This is a genomic window from Roseateles toxinivorans (genome assembly GCF_004362525.1).
GTDB lineage: Bacteria > Pseudomonadota > Gammaproteobacteria > Burkholderiales > Burkholderiaceae_C > Paucibacter > Paucibacter toxinivorans.
Genome location: NZ_SNXS01000002.1, coordinates 658,053 through 670,154 on the forward strand (window position 1 = coordinate 658,053; position 12,102 = coordinate 670,154).

Here is a 12,102-nt window from a genome sequence, read left to right on the forward strand (position 1 = left end):
CTTTCTTCATTCTGCGTCCGATGCTCAGCTGGCGGCCGGGGTCGGATCCACTGGCTTGGCGATGCGCGCCGCCATTTCCTTGCGGAAGCGATTCAACTCCTGCACGCTGGCAAAGCTGCGCTCCATCAGCAGGCTCATATTGTGGAGGATGCGCTCGACAACCTTGGTTTCCCACACGGCGTCGAACTGGATCTGCTTGTCCAGCCACTGCTCCAGCCATTCTGGATCGGGCACCCGGCTCTGGATGGTGTCGCGCGGGAACAGCTTGGCGTTGACATGAAGATTGGTCGGGTGCAGCGCCTGGGCGGTGCGGCGCGCGCTGGCCATCAGCACGCCGACCTTGGCGAACGCCGCCTTGGCCTCGTCACCGAACTTCTGCATCGCCCGCTTCATATAGCGCAGATAGGCGCCGCCGTGGCGAGCCTCGTCTCGGGCCAGGGTCTCGTAGATGGCCTTGATGACCGGCTCGCTGTGCCATTCGGCGGCGCGGCGGTACCAGTGGTTCAGACGGATCTCGCCGCAGAAGTGCAGCATCAGCGTTTCCAGCGCCGGGGCGGGGTCGAAGTCGAAGCGCACCTCGTGCAACTCGGCTTCGGTGGGCACCATGTCGGGACGGAAGCGGCGCAGATACTCCATCAGCACCAGCGAGTGCTTCTGCTCTTCAAAGAACCAGACGCTCATGAAGGCGGAGAAGTCGCTGTCATCGCGGTTGTCGCGCAGGAACATCTCGGTGGCCGGCAGCGCCGCCCACTCGGTGATCGCATTCATCTTGATCGTGCGCGCCTGATCATCGGTCAGCTGGCTGGCATCGAACTTGTCCCAGGGGATGTCGGTGTCCATATTCCAGCGCACGGCTTCCAACTGCTTGAAGAGTTCGGGATAAAGCATGATCCGTCCTTGAGTAGCTGCGGAGATTCTATGCCGTCCGTGTGACAAGCTGTCGTAAACCCTGGGGTTCAGCCCGGTACGGCGGACACATCACCGCCGGCATGCCAGCGCAGCAACTCGGTGCCGATCTCGCCCAGGCCGGCCACCCGCCGCACGCCCGGCAGCTGACGTCGGCGCAGGCTTTGCGAGGTGCCGCCAACCCACAGCTCCAGCGGCTCGGGCAGCAGCGCGCGCAGACGGGTGAGCCCGTCCAGGACTTGCTTGGCCGGCAGGAAGCCGGTGAAGCTCAGCGCCACCACATCGCTGCGGTGCACCGCAGCGGCCTTGACGATGTCGGGCAGCGGCGTCTGTGTGCCCAGCGACAGGCACTGGCAGCCCTCCAGCGCCAGCAGGGCCTCGACCATCAACAGGCCCAGGCCATGGGCTTCGCCAGGCAGGGTGGTGAGCAGCACCCGGGGGCAGCCCGCCTCGGCCGCCACCGGAATGCTCAGAATCGCCGGGCGCAGCACGCTCTGGATCGCCTCGGAGTAGATGTGCTCCTCGAAGATTTCCAGCTCGCGCTGCATCCAGGCCTCGCCGACCTGCGTATTGAGCGGCGCCACCACTTCGATCACGAAGCGCGCCAGCCCCAGCCGCAACAGCCACTGCGACAGCTGCCGTCGCACGCCCTCCACATCATGACTGCGCAACAAATCGAAGAATCCGTCCAGGTCGTGTGCCTGAGCATTGATTGCGGGCGCCTGGGCGGGCGTGCTGCGCGACTGCTCCAGCAGGGCCTCCAGCGCCGGCACCTCGCCCGGCACGATGCGCCCCGGCCGGTGGCCCAGCAGCATCAGCCGCTTGATCAGGCGCAGCTTGTGCATCTGTGCCGGGCCGTAGACGCGTTCGCCCTGGGCGTCACGCTCGGGCGTCGGGAAGCCATAGCGGCGCTCCCAGACCCGCAAGATGTCCTTGCTCAGGCCGGTTTCCAACTCAACCGCCGCAATGTGCAAGCCGAGCGCATCCATCAGCGACGGTCCGTCCGCTGGTGCGAATCACGGCACCGGCAGCTTTTGTGCTGAATCCAGCAGAAATTCATTTTGTCCAGGACAAACATATGACAAATCCCCATCAATGCCCTAATATAGCGTTGCCATGCGTATTTGCCTAGGACAGAAATGTTGAATCCACGACGCCACACCGCCTTCTCCGGCCCGCTCGCCAGCCTTGTGCTGGGCATGGCGCTGAGCGTGCCCGCCTGGGCCCAGACCCCGCCGTCTGCCTGCCCGACGCTGCTCAAGCGCGAGGCGCCGCGCCTGCAGGACGAGAAGCCGCAGAACCTGTGTCAGTACGCGGGCAAGGTGGTGCTGGTCGTCAACACCGCCAGCTACTGCGGTTTCACCTCGCAGTACAAATCGCTGGAGACCCTGTACGGCCAGTACCGCGAGCGGGGCCTGGTGGTGCTGGGCTTTCCGTCCAACGACTTCGGTTCGCAGGAGCCGGGCAGCAACAAGGACATCGCGGAGTTCTGTGAGAACACCTTCAGCGTCAAGTTTCCGATGTTCGCCAAGTCCCGGGTCAAGGCCGGGGACGCCTCGGTGAACCCGCTGTTTGCCGAGCTGGGCCAGCGCACCGGCAAGACGCCCAGCTGGAATTTCCACAAATACCTGATCTCGCGCGACGGGCGCGAGGTGCAGAGCTTCAGCTCGATCACCGACCCGATGAGCAAAAGCGTGGTGCGCGAGGTCGAGCGCCTGCTGAGCGCTGCGCCCTGAGTTCGCCCGCCACGGTGTCAGCAATGAAACTTCACATTCGATCGATGGAACTTCAAACCGACGGGCCAGTCAGACCGGCCAGTTCGCGGCGTGTTGTTCGGATTTCGAGCCCAACGCCCTTGAATATTGCGCGATTTCAAGTTAAAAATCGTACTACTGTTTTTAGTGTTTCGCTGTCGCACGACCGGCCTGTCTCAGGCACTGCAATCCCGAGGCCCTTCTCCTCCTCCTCCCTCCCTCCCTCGTTGGCTTCGGGGCGTCGTGCGGCACTCTTTATGACCGGGGCTTCCGCTCGCAGCGGAGGCCCCCTTCCTTTTGCCTTAGGCCCGGCCGGGGGGGGCTCATGAGCTGGCGTCGCAAGGTTGCTGTGGTGGGCTCGGGCATTTCGGGCCTGTCCACCGCCTGGTTGCTGGCCGAACAGGCCGATGTGACGCTGTTCGAGGCGGGTAGCTATTTCGGTGGCCATACGCACACGGTTGATGTCACGCTGGAGGGCATCACCCATGGCGTCGACACCGGCTTTCTGGTTTTCAACGAGCGCACCTATCCGCAACTGATCGCGCTGTTCGCCGAGTTGCAGGTCGACACGGTGGCCAGCGAGATGTCGTTCTCGGTTCAGCACCCCGCAGCCGCGTTGGAGTGGAGCGGCAGCGATCTGAACAGCGTCTTCGCCCAGCGCCGAAATCTGGTACGCCCTGGGTTCTGGCGCATGTTGGCCGACCTGCTGCGCTTCAACCGCCTGTGCACCGAACTGGCCGTGGGCAACGAGGAGGCGCGGCTGGCCCAGCCGATTGCCGACTTCCTGCGCGAGCAGCGCTTCGGCGCCGAGTTCCGCGAGTGGTATCTGCTGCCGATGGTGGCCTGCATCTGGTCTTGCCCGACCGCGCAGATGCTGCAGTTCCCCATCGCCACCCTGATTCGCTTCTGCCATAACCACGGGCTGCTGCAGGTGGCGAACCGCCCGCAGTGGTTCACCGTGCGCGGCGGCGCCAGGCACTATGTCGACAAGATGCTGGCCCGCCTGCCCGACGCGAGGCTGAACACGCCGGTGCGCCAGTTGCGCCGCACGGCCACCGGCGTTGACCTGGGCACGGACCAGGGCAGCGAGCATTTCGACGAGGTCGTGCTGGCCTGCCACAGCGACCAGGCGCTCGGCCTGTTGAGCGACGCCAGCGCGGCCGAGCAGCGCCTGCTGGGCGCCATCGGCTACCACCGCAACCGCGCTGTGCTGCACACCGATACTCGGCTGCTGCCGCAACGCCAGCGCGCCTGGGCGGCCTGGAACTACGAGAATGCGGGCGGCGAGCAGGAGCGCTCGGCCGTCTGCCTGCACTATCTGATCAACCGGCTGCAGCCGGTGCCGTGGCGGCAGCCGGTGGTGGTGTCGCTGAACCCGGTGCGCGAGCCCGCTACCGCCACCGTGCTGGGCGAGTTCGACTATGCGCATCCGGTGTTCGACCGGGCCGCCATCGCGGCCCAGCAGCGCTTAAGCGAGATCCAGGGCAAGGCCCACACCTGGTACTGCGGTGCGTGGACGCGCTATGGCTTCCACGAGGACGGTCTGATGTCGGGCCAGGCGGTGGCGCAGGCCCTGCTGCAGCGCTGGGCGCAGACCGATGAGCGCCTGAAGGATGTCGCAGCGTGAGACTGGATCAGCGCTCAAGTCTGCCGCGGGTGCCGCTGTTGGGCATGGGCCGCGTGCTCCATCGACGGCTGCGGCCCAGCCCACATGCGTTCGGCTATCCGAGCTATTTCCTGATGCTGCCGATGCGCAGCCTGCGCGAGCAGGGTGCGGCGGGCCCGCTGCGCCGCAATCGCTTCGGCCTGCTCAGCTTCCACGACGAAGACCATGGCGATGGCGGTCCCGACAGCCTGCAATGGCTTGACGCACTGTTGCAGCAGCAGGGCGTTGCCGACGCGCTGGGCGAAGTCTGGCTGCTGTGCTTTCCGCGCGTGCTGGGCTATGTCTTCAAGCCGGTCAGCTTCTGGTATTGCCATCGCTTGGACGGCAGCCTGCGCGCCATCGTCGTCGAGGTCAACAACACCTTTGGCGAGCGCCACTGCTATCTGCTCGACGGCCCGGCCCTGGCCTATGGGCACGAGCAATGCGCCGATAAGGTCTTCCACGTTTCGCCGTTTTGCGCCGTGGCCGGCAGCTACCGCTTCAATTTCATGCACAGCCAGACCCAGGGCCTGCGCACGGTGGCGCGCATCACCCACGAGGACGGTCAGGGCCCGCTGCTGCTGACCAGCATCAGCGGTGATCTGGCTCCCCTGGACCCGCAGCGCGTGCGCCGGGCCTTCTTCGGCGTGCCGCTGATGACCTTCGGCCTGATCCTGCGCATCCACTGGCAGGCCCTGCGGCTGTGGCTCAAGCGAGTGCCCCTGTTCCGCAAGCCCGCGCCCCCCAAGGCATTCGTGACCCGTTGAACTGCTCCAGACCGACTATGCGATCCACCTTGACCGCTCCCTTCTGCCTGCCCCAAGGGGCACCCGCCGCCGCCCGCCTGGTCGTCAAGCTGCTGAAGAGCCTGCGCCATGGCACGCTGGAGCTGCGCATGCCCGACGGCAGCCATGCGCACTTCGGTGATGCCAGCACCGCCGACGGGCCGCGCGCGGCCATCAGCCTGCGCAACTGGGATGTCTGCAGCGCCGCCCTGCAGTCGGGCGACATCGGCTTTGCCGAAACCTATGTCGCCGGCCACTGGACCACGCCGGACCTGCTGGCCCTGTTGAACCTGTTCATCGCCAATCGCGACGCGGTGGAGCAGGTGATCTACGGCCGCTGGTGGGGCCGTCTGCTGCACCGGCTCAAGCATCTGCTGAACCGCAATTCGCGCGAGGGCAGCAAACGCAATATCCACGCGCACTACGACCTCGGCAACGCCTTCTACCGGCTCTGGCTGGACGAGACGATGAACTACTCCAGCGCCCTGTTCGACGGCCGGCCGGAGCAGGCGATGGCTGATGCCCAGTGGGCCAAGGTCAGGCGCGCGCTGAGCGAGTGCGGGGCCGGCCCCGACGTCCGCCTGCTGGAGATCGGCTGCGGCTGGGGTGCGCTGGCCGAATGCGCGGCGCGCGAGTTCGGCGCCCGCGTCACCGGCGTGACCCTGTCCAGCGAGCAGCTGAGCTATGGCAAGGAGCGCCTGGCCAAGGCCGGCCTGCTGGACCGCGCCGAACTGCGCTTCCAGGACTATCGCGACATCCCCGAGCCGCAATTCGACGCCATCGTCTCGATCGAGATGTTCGAGGCGGTGGGCCGCAGCTACTGGCCCAGCTTCTTCGCCACGCTGCGCAGCAAGCTCAAGCCCGGCGGCCGCGCGTGCATCCAGACGATCACGATACGCGACGACCTGTTCGAGCGCTATGCCAGCGGCAGCGACTTCATCCAGCAGTACATCTTCCCCGGCGGCATGCTGCCCAGTAGCAGCGTGTTCCATGCCGAGGCGGCCAAGGCGGGGCTGAAGGTCGTCAACCAGCTGGCCTTCGGTACGGACTATGCCGAGACCCTGCGCCGCTGGCGCGAGCGCTTCCACGCGCAAGACGCGGCCGTGCGCAAGCTGGGCTTCGACGACCGCTTCATGCGCCTGTGGGAGTTCTATCTTGTCTATTGCGAGGCGGCATTTGCCTCCGGCAACACCGATGTCGTGCAGTTCACCTTGCAGCACGACTGACATGAACCGGCGCCAGGTCTTGCTGCTGAGCCTGCCCGCCTGGGCCAGCGCGCCAGCTTTGGCGCAAGACATGGCCCCAGTGGAGGTGCGCGCAGAGCTGCCCCGGGCCCGGCGCCAGGGCCAGGGCCTGATGCGCTTCTTCGGGCTGAGCATCTACACGATACGACTCTGGGCGCCGGAGCCGGTCGGGGCCGAGGCCTGGGCGGAGCGGCCGCTGGCGCTCGAGATCGAGTACGCGCGCAGCCTGGACGGCGCCGAGATCGCGAAACGCTCGCTGCAGGAAATGCAGCGCATCGGCGAGTTCACGGCAGGGCAGGGCGAGCAATGGCTGGCCGCCATGCGCGAGGCCTTTCCGAACGTGCGCAGCGGGGACCGCATCACCGGCTTCCAGCGACCTGGCGAGATGGCGCGCTTCTACGTCAACGGCCGAGCCGGCAAAGACATCACGGACGCGCTGTTCGCGCGCCTGTTCTTCGGCATCTGGCTGTCGCCGCGCACCTCGGAGCCCCGTTTGCGCGAGGCCCTGCTGGGCCTGAGCCCATGAGCGTTGCACGCATCGGCTCGGTGGCTGCGGCCCGCTATGGTGCGCTGGGCCTGCCGCTGGCCTTCGTCGCTCTGCCGCTGTATGTGATGCTGCCCAACCACTACGCTACCCAGTTCGGCGTGCCGCTGGCGGCGCTGGGCCTGTTGCTGCTGGCTGCGCGTCTGTTCGATGCGCTGGTCGACCCCTGGATCGGCCGTGTGGCCGATGCCGCGCTGGGCCGCTCCAGCCGGCGCGCCTGGTGGCTCGCCGCGGGTGCCAGCGCGGCGTTGCTGGTCGGCTTCGTGCTGCTGTTCTTTCCGCAGGTGCGTGGCACCGATGCGCTGCTGCTGTGGTGCGGTGCGGCGCTGTTGCTGACCTATCTGGGCTATAGCGTGGTCAGCGTGATCCATCAGGCCTGGGGTGCGCGCCTGGGCGGCGACGAGCTGCAGCGTGCCCGTGTCGTCAGCTGGCGCGAGGGGCTGGCCCTCGTGGGCGTGCTGCTCGCCAGTGTGCTGCCCAGCTTGGCTGGCCTGGCTTTTACCAGCGCCAGCCTGATCATGCTGACCCTGATCGGCCTGTGGCTGCTGCGTCAGGGCCCGGCGACCCAGGCCGCCGTGCAGGAGACCCCGCCGATCAGCCTGGCGCTGCCCTTCAGGAGCGTCGCCTTCCGCCGCCTGCTGGCGGTCTATCTGTGCAACGGCATTGCCAGCGCGGTGCCGGCGACCCTGGTGCTGTTCTTTGTGCGCGACCGGCTGCAGCTGCCTCAGGACGAGGCCCTGTTCCTGGGCAGCTACTTCGCCGCCGCGGCGCTGTCGATAGCGCTGTGGATGCGCTGCATACAGGCTATCGGCCTGGCACGCAGCTGGCTGCTGGCCATGGGGCTGGCCGTGCTCAGCTTCGGCTGGGCGCTGGCGCTGGATAGCGGCGACCGCCTCGGTTTCCTGGGCGTTTGCATTGCCAGCGGAGCGGCGCTGGGCGCCGACCTGGCCGTGCCCGGCGCGATGCTGGCCGGCGTGATCCAGACCGCAGGCCACGCGCGTCAGGCGGAGGGGGCCTACTTCGGCTGGTGGAACTTCGCTACGAAGCTGAACCTGGCCTTGGCCGCCGGCCTGGCCCTGCCGGCCCTGCAGTGGCTTGGCTATGCCCCGGGCGAGCAGGACGCGGCCGCCCTGTCGGCCCTGAGCCTGGTCTATTGCGCGCTGCCCTGCGCGCTAAAGCTGCTGGCCGCCGGCCTGCTGTATGGATTGTTGATAAGAAACGAGACCCCCCGATGATGAAACGTTATCTGCCGCTGCTGCTGTGCGCCTTGCTGACACTGGCCAGTTGCGCGTCCGCCCCCGTGCCGTCCGACTACGCGAGCGAGAAGCCCGTGCTCGATCTGGCCAGCTATTTGAACGGCCCGCTTACCGCGCACGGCCTGTTCACCGATCGCAGCGGCAAGGTGGTGCGCCGCTTCACCGTCGCGCTGAAAGGCAGCTGGCAGGGCGACAAGGGCGTGCTCGAAGAGGACTTCGTCTACAGCGACGGCAAGAAGGAGCGCCGCGTCTGGACCCTGCAGAAATTGCCCAATGGCCGCTACACCGGCACCGCCGACGATGTGGTCGGCGTGGCCCAGGGCGAGGTGGCCGGCAATGCGCTGCGCTGGGCCTACACCCTGCGCCTGCCGGTGGACGGAAGCGTCTACGAGGTGCAGTTCGATGACTGGATGTATCTGATGGACGACAAGGTGATGCTGAACAAGGCGGTGATGAGCAAGTTCGGCATCAAGCTCGGCGAGGTCACGCTGTCGTTCTACAAGCCCTGAGCCATGGCACTGAATCCCAAGCTTCGGGATTGGCAGGGCCGCTGCGTCTGGCTGGTGGGTGCCTCCAGCGGCATCGGCGAGGCGCTGGCCCATGAGCTGCACCGGCGCGGCGCCTTCGTCGTTGTCAGCGCGCGCAGTGCGAGTCGTTTGCAGGCCTTCGAGCGCGAGCACCCGGGCAGCCTGGCCCTGCCGCTGGATGTCACCGATGCCGACGCGATGCGCAACGCGGTTCGAACCATCACCACGGGCCACCGCGCCATAGCCCTCACCGTCTATTGTGCCGGCCACTACCAGGCCATGCGTGCCACCGACTTCGATCTGGCCCAGGCGCACCGGCACCTGGAGGTCAACTATGGGGGGGCGCTGAATCTGCTCGATGCCCTGCTGCCGCAGCTGGCCGCTCAGGGGCGTGGCGGACGCGGCGGCCACCTGAGCCTGGTATCCAGCGTGGCCGGCTACCGTGGCCTGCCCAAGTCCTTGGCCTATGGGCCGTCCAAGGCCGCGCTGGCCAACCTCGCCGAGACCCTGTACCTGGATCTGCATGGGATGGGCCTGGGCATCTCGCTGATCTGTCCGGGTTTTGTGGCCACGCCGCTGACCGCCGGCAATGACTTCCACATGCCCGCACTGATCACGCCCGCAGAGGCGGCAGAGGCGATGCTCGACGGCTATGCGAAGGGTCGCTTCGAGATCCACTTCCCGAAGCGCTTCACGCTATGGCTCAAACTGCTGCGTCTGCTGCCCTATCGTCTGTACTTCATGCTGGTCCGCCGCGTCACCGGAGTCTGAGGCATGCTGCAAAACCCCATCCTGCAGTCGCCCTCGACCTCGCATGCAGCCGACGACTCGAGGCTGCAGTCCGTGATCGACCTGTTCGAGCATTTGAAGTTCGAGGATGTGATGCGCCTCGGTGACTGGTACAGCGAGGACTGCTTCTTCAAGGACCCGTTCAACGAGGTCCAGGGCCTGCCCGCCACGCAGCAGATCTTCGTCCACATGTTCCAGGAGCTGCTGGAGCCGCGCTTCGTCGTGCTCGAAGCGGTGGCCCGCGGCGACCAGTGCTTTCTGACCTGGGACTTCCGCTTCCGGCTGAAGAGCCGGCCGCTGCAGCTGCAGACCATTCACGGCAGCAGCCATCTGCGCTGGAATGCGCTGGGCCGTGTCAGCTACCACCGCGACTACTGGGACGCGGCCGAGCAGTTCTACGAGAAGCTGCCGCTGCTGGGAGCCGTGCTGCGCTGGATCAAGAGGCGGCTCGCCGCTTCCTGAGCGATCAGCGCAACCAACCTTTGCGACGGAAGTAGATGAAGGGTGCGGCCACCGAACACAGCATCAGCACCAGGGCGAAGGGGTAGCCCCAGGCCTGGTCCAGCTCGGGCATGTACTTGAAGTTCATGCCGTAGATGCTGGCGATCAGCGTAGGCGGCAGCAGCGCCACGCTGGCCACCGAGAAGATCTTGATGATCTTGTTCTGGTTGATGTTGATGAAGCCCACCGTGGCATCCATCAGGAAGTTGATCTTGTCGAACAGGAAGGCGGTGTGCGAGTCCAGCGAATCGATGTCGCGCAGGATCTGCCGCGACTCCTCGAACTGCTCGGCATTGAGCATGCGGCTGCGCATCATGAAGCTGACCGCGCGGCGCGTGTCCATCACATTGCGGCGGATGCGGCCGTTCAAGTCTTCCTCGCGGGCGATCGCCGCCAGCACCTCGCCGGCCTCGGCGTCGTTGACGTCCTTCTTCAGCACGCTGGCGCTGACCTTCTCCAAGCTGTCGTAAATGCCCTCCAGCGCATCGGCCGAGTACTCGGCGTCGGCGTCATAGAGCTTGAGCAGCACATCCTTGGCGTCTTCGATCAGGGCCGGGATGCGGCGCGCCCGCAGGCGCAGCAGCCGGAACACCGGCAGGTCTTCGCCGTGGATGGAGAACAGCACGTTGTTGCGCACGATGAAGGCCACGCGCACATTGCGCGGCGTCACATCATCGTCGATCAGGAAGTCGGAGCGGATGTGCAGCTCACCGTTGTCCTCCTCGTAAAAGCGCGCCGATTCCTCAAGGTCGTCGTCGACCGCGTCGGCGGGAATGATCAGACCGAAGTGGTTCTCGATCCAGCCTTTTTCTTCGACGGTGGGATCTTCCAGATCGACCCAGACGGGCTGCACATGGGCAAGCGCGTCCAGGCTTTCAATCTCTTCCTGAAACAACCGGCCATTGGCCAGCGAAAAGACGTTGAGCATGAGAGCTCCAGCAGAGCTGACGGCGCTCACGCGCCGCCGGGGCCAAGTGGTGAAACGGGGAGGCTCGCAACCGTCTCACTCCGGCGCCTCGGCGCTTATCGCAGGCGCTTGAGCCTGCGTGGAGTGGACGGCTGCCGAGAAGGGGGCACGTCCAATTCAATCTCCGAAAGATTCGATGCGAAATTATGGCGCCTGGCGCCCCGCCGACTGCGAGGCGACGGGCTCAGCCGACGGCGGGTGTCGACGCCAGGGCGGTCGGCACGCGCTCGCGCACCAATTGCTCCAGCTCGGCAAACGGCACCGGCTTGATGAAGACCTTGACGCCATCGGGCAGGCCACCTCGGTTCTCGATGTCCTGCGGTCCGAGCGCCGTCACGGCCACGATCTCCAGGGTTTCCAGCCCCTCGCCGAAATTGCGCAGCGAGCGGATCATGCGGAAGCCGTCCATGCCGGGCATGTTCAGATCGGTGATCAACAGGTCGGGGCATTGCTCGCCGATGCGCACCAGCGCCTCGAAGCCATTGGTCGCCGTGCGAAGGGCCACCGGCAGGCCCCAATCCTCGATCACCATGGTGAACAGGCGCAACAGGTCGGGTTCGTCTTCCACGACCAGGATGCGAAAGGGTTGCGGCACATCGGGTTTGGCGACTTCGCCGCTGATCGCCATGCGGCGCTCTTCCAGCAGCTTCTCGACCGCCGACTTGGCAATGCGGCGGTGACCGCCGGCCGTTTTCCAGGCCGGCAGCACGCCACTTTCCACCCAGAGTTGCACCGTGCGCAGGGCCACGCCCAGGCGCTCGGCGGCGTCCCGGGTGGACATCACATCATCGTTTGCGGCACTCTTTCTCATCGGTGCGACCCGTTTCGTGGCGCTTGTGGGGCCGGTGCGGCCCTCAGAAGATCAATCGACTTTATCATTTTTCTATCTGTGGTTGTTCTGCCAGGCCCCTCACCCAACGAAGCCGATCATGCCATGCGCCCGGTCCGGCCCGATGCACCGGGCCTGTGCGCGTTGAGTGGCCCTATTCTGGCCCCTGTCAATGGTCTTGTGCAGCGGGCAAGCCTAACTTGCTGTTGCCGGGCCTGTCCAGTGCGCCCGGCGGTGGCGCCCAGTGGTGCGGGCGCGCGAAGTCAGGTGTCTACGTCAATCAATTTGTCAAGGCACAAACTGTCACGGAATCGGCCTCGAACTGATCGCTTTCCTGCATCGTCACCGGCTTGTC

The 12,102-nt window shown here is 66.0% G+C and carries 13 protein-coding genes; 9 read left to right on the forward strand and 4 right to left on the reverse strand.

Going from position 1 to position 12,102, the window contains the following annotated elements; genetic code table 11:
• Positions 1–24: 24 nt before the first annotated feature.
• Together DES47_RS08785 and DES47_RS08790 are read right to left on the reverse strand one after the other, a co-directional pair.
• Positions 25–888 carry a ferritin family protein gene (locus DES47_RS08785; protein WP_133700297.1) on the reverse strand — a complete coding sequence of 288 codons (864 nt, stop codon included), beginning with the start codon at positions 886–888 and terminating at the stop codon, positions 25–27.
• A gap of 68 nt (positions 889–956) precedes the next feature.
• Positions 957–1,895, reverse strand: a complete 939-nt coding sequence (locus tag DES47_RS08790; protein WP_133700298.1) for a MerR family transcriptional regulator — start codon at positions 1,893–1,895, stop codon at positions 957–959.
• A gap of 150 nt (positions 1,896–2,045) precedes the next feature.
• On the opposite strand from DES47_RS08790, the gene DES47_RS08795 reads away from it, so the two are divergent.
• From DES47_RS08795 to DES47_RS08835, 9 genes are all read left to right on the forward strand, one after another.
• Positions 2,046–2,642: a glutathione peroxidase gene (locus DES47_RS08795; protein ID WP_133700299.1), complete on the forward strand. Its 597-nt coding sequence runs from the start codon at positions 2,046–2,048 to the stop codon at positions 2,640–2,642.
• A 343-nt stretch (positions 2,643–2,985) separates the two neighbouring features.
• Positions 2,986–4,287 (forward strand): NAD(P)/FAD-dependent oxidoreductase, encoded by a 1,302-nt coding sequence (locus DES47_RS08800; protein WP_133700300.1) that lies wholly within the window; start codon positions 2,986–2,988, stop codon positions 4,285–4,287.
• Between the two features lie 44 nt (positions 4,288–4,331).
• Positions 4,332–5,072, forward strand: a complete 741-nt coding sequence (locus DES47_RS08805) for a DUF1365 domain-containing protein (RefSeq protein ID WP_425057432.1) — start codon at positions 4,332–4,334, stop codon at positions 5,070–5,072.
• A 17-nt stretch (positions 5,073–5,089) separates the two neighbouring features.
• Positions 5,090–6,316: an SAM-dependent methyltransferase gene (locus tag DES47_RS08810; RefSeq protein WP_133700301.1), complete on the forward strand. Its 1,227-nt coding sequence runs from the start codon at positions 5,090–5,092 to the stop codon at positions 6,314–6,316.
• Position 6,317: 1 nt separating this feature from the next.
• Positions 6,318–6,860 (forward strand): chalcone isomerase family protein, encoded by a 543-nt coding sequence (locus DES47_RS08815; protein WP_166651917.1) that lies wholly within the window; start codon positions 6,318–6,320, stop codon positions 6,858–6,860.
• The gene (locus DES47_RS08820; protein ID WP_133700303.1) at positions 6,857–8,113 is read left to right on the forward strand and encodes an MFS transporter; all 1,257 of its coding nucleotides are present in this window, start codon (positions 6,857–6,859) and stop codon (positions 8,111–8,113) included. The genes DES47_RS08815 and DES47_RS08820 overlap by 4 nt, the downstream gene beginning before the upstream one ends.
• Positions 8,113–8,643: a DUF3833 domain-containing protein gene (locus DES47_RS08825; protein ID WP_133700795.1), complete on the forward strand. Its 531-nt coding sequence runs from the start codon at positions 8,113–8,115 to the stop codon at positions 8,641–8,643. The genes DES47_RS08820 and DES47_RS08825 overlap by 1 nt, the downstream gene beginning before the upstream one ends.
• A 3-nt stretch (positions 8,644–8,646) precedes the next feature.
• Entirely contained in the window at positions 8,647–9,432 is a 786-nt protein-coding gene (locus tag DES47_RS08830; protein WP_133700304.1) for an SDR family NAD(P)-dependent oxidoreductase, read from the forward strand.
• A gap of 3 nt (positions 9,433–9,435) precedes the next feature.
• Positions 9,436–9,912: a nuclear transport factor 2 family protein gene (locus tag DES47_RS08835; RefSeq protein ID WP_133700305.1), complete on the forward strand. Its 477-nt coding sequence runs from the start codon at positions 9,436–9,438 to the stop codon at positions 9,910–9,912.
• Positions 9,913–9,916: 4 nt separating this feature from the next.
• On the opposite strand, the gene corA is transcribed toward DES47_RS08835, so the two are convergent.
• Entirely contained in the window at positions 9,917–10,879 is a 963-nt protein-coding gene (gene corA / locus DES47_RS08840; protein WP_133700306.1) for a magnesium/cobalt transporter CorA, read from the reverse strand.
• Positions 10,880–11,102: 223 nt separating this feature from the next.
• Entirely contained in the window at positions 11,103–11,699 is a 597-nt protein-coding gene (locus DES47_RS08845) for a response regulator (protein ID WP_243748224.1), read from the reverse strand.
• Positions 11,700–12,102: the final 403 nt, after the last annotated feature.

What these genes read in the sequence shown, in the direction of transcription:
- DES47_RS08820 (WP_133700303.1), top strand. Translation starts at nt 6,857, where the DNA reads ATGAGCGTTGCACGCATCGGCTCGGTGGCTGCGGCCCGCTATGGTGCG.
- DES47_RS08825 (WP_133700795.1), top strand. Translation starts at nt 8,113, where the DNA reads ATGAAACGTTATCTGCCGCTGCTGCTGTGCGCCTTGCTGACACTGGCC.
- DES47_RS08800 (WP_133700300.1), top strand. Translation starts at nt 2,986, where the DNA reads ATGAGCTGGCGTCGCAAGGTTGCTGTGGTGGGCTCGGGCATTTCGGGC.
- DES47_RS08790 (WP_133700298.1), bottom strand. Translation starts at nt 1,895, where the DNA reads ATGGATGCGCTCGGCTTGCACATTGCGGCGGTTGAGTTGGAAACCGGC.
- DES47_RS08810 (WP_133700301.1), top strand. Translation starts at nt 5,090, where the DNA reads ATGCGATCCACCTTGACCGCTCCCTTCTGCCTGCCCCAAGGGGCACCC.
- DES47_RS08785 (WP_133700297.1), bottom strand. Translation starts at nt 888, where the DNA reads ATGCTTTATCCCGAACTCTTCAAGCAGTTGGAAGCCGTGCGCTGGAAT.
- DES47_RS08815 (WP_166651917.1), top strand. Translation starts at nt 6,318, where the DNA reads ATGAACCGGCGCCAGGTCTTGCTGCTGAGCCTGCCCGCCTGGGCCAGC.
- DES47_RS08845 (WP_243748224.1), bottom strand. Translation starts at nt 11,699, where the DNA reads ATGTCCACCCGGGACGCCGCCGAGCGCCTGGGCGTGGCCCTGCGCACG.
- DES47_RS08830 (WP_133700304.1), top strand. Translation starts at nt 8,647, where the DNA reads ATGGCACTGAATCCCAAGCTTCGGGATTGGCAGGGCCGCTGCGTCTGG.
- DES47_RS08835 (WP_133700305.1), top strand. Translation starts at nt 9,436, where the DNA reads ATGCTGCAAAACCCCATCCTGCAGTCGCCCTCGACCTCGCATGCAGCC.
- corA (WP_133700306.1), bottom strand. Translation starts at nt 10,879, where the DNA reads ATGCTCAACGTCTTTTCGCTGGCCAATGGCCGGTTGTTTCAGGAAGAG.
- DES47_RS08805 (WP_425057432.1), top strand. Translation starts at nt 4,332, where the DNA reads ATGGGCCGCGTGCTCCATCGACGGCTGCGGCCCAGCCCACATGCGTTC.
- DES47_RS08795 (WP_133700299.1), top strand. Translation starts at nt 2,046, where the DNA reads ATGTTGAATCCACGACGCCACACCGCCTTCTCCGGCCCGCTCGCCAGC.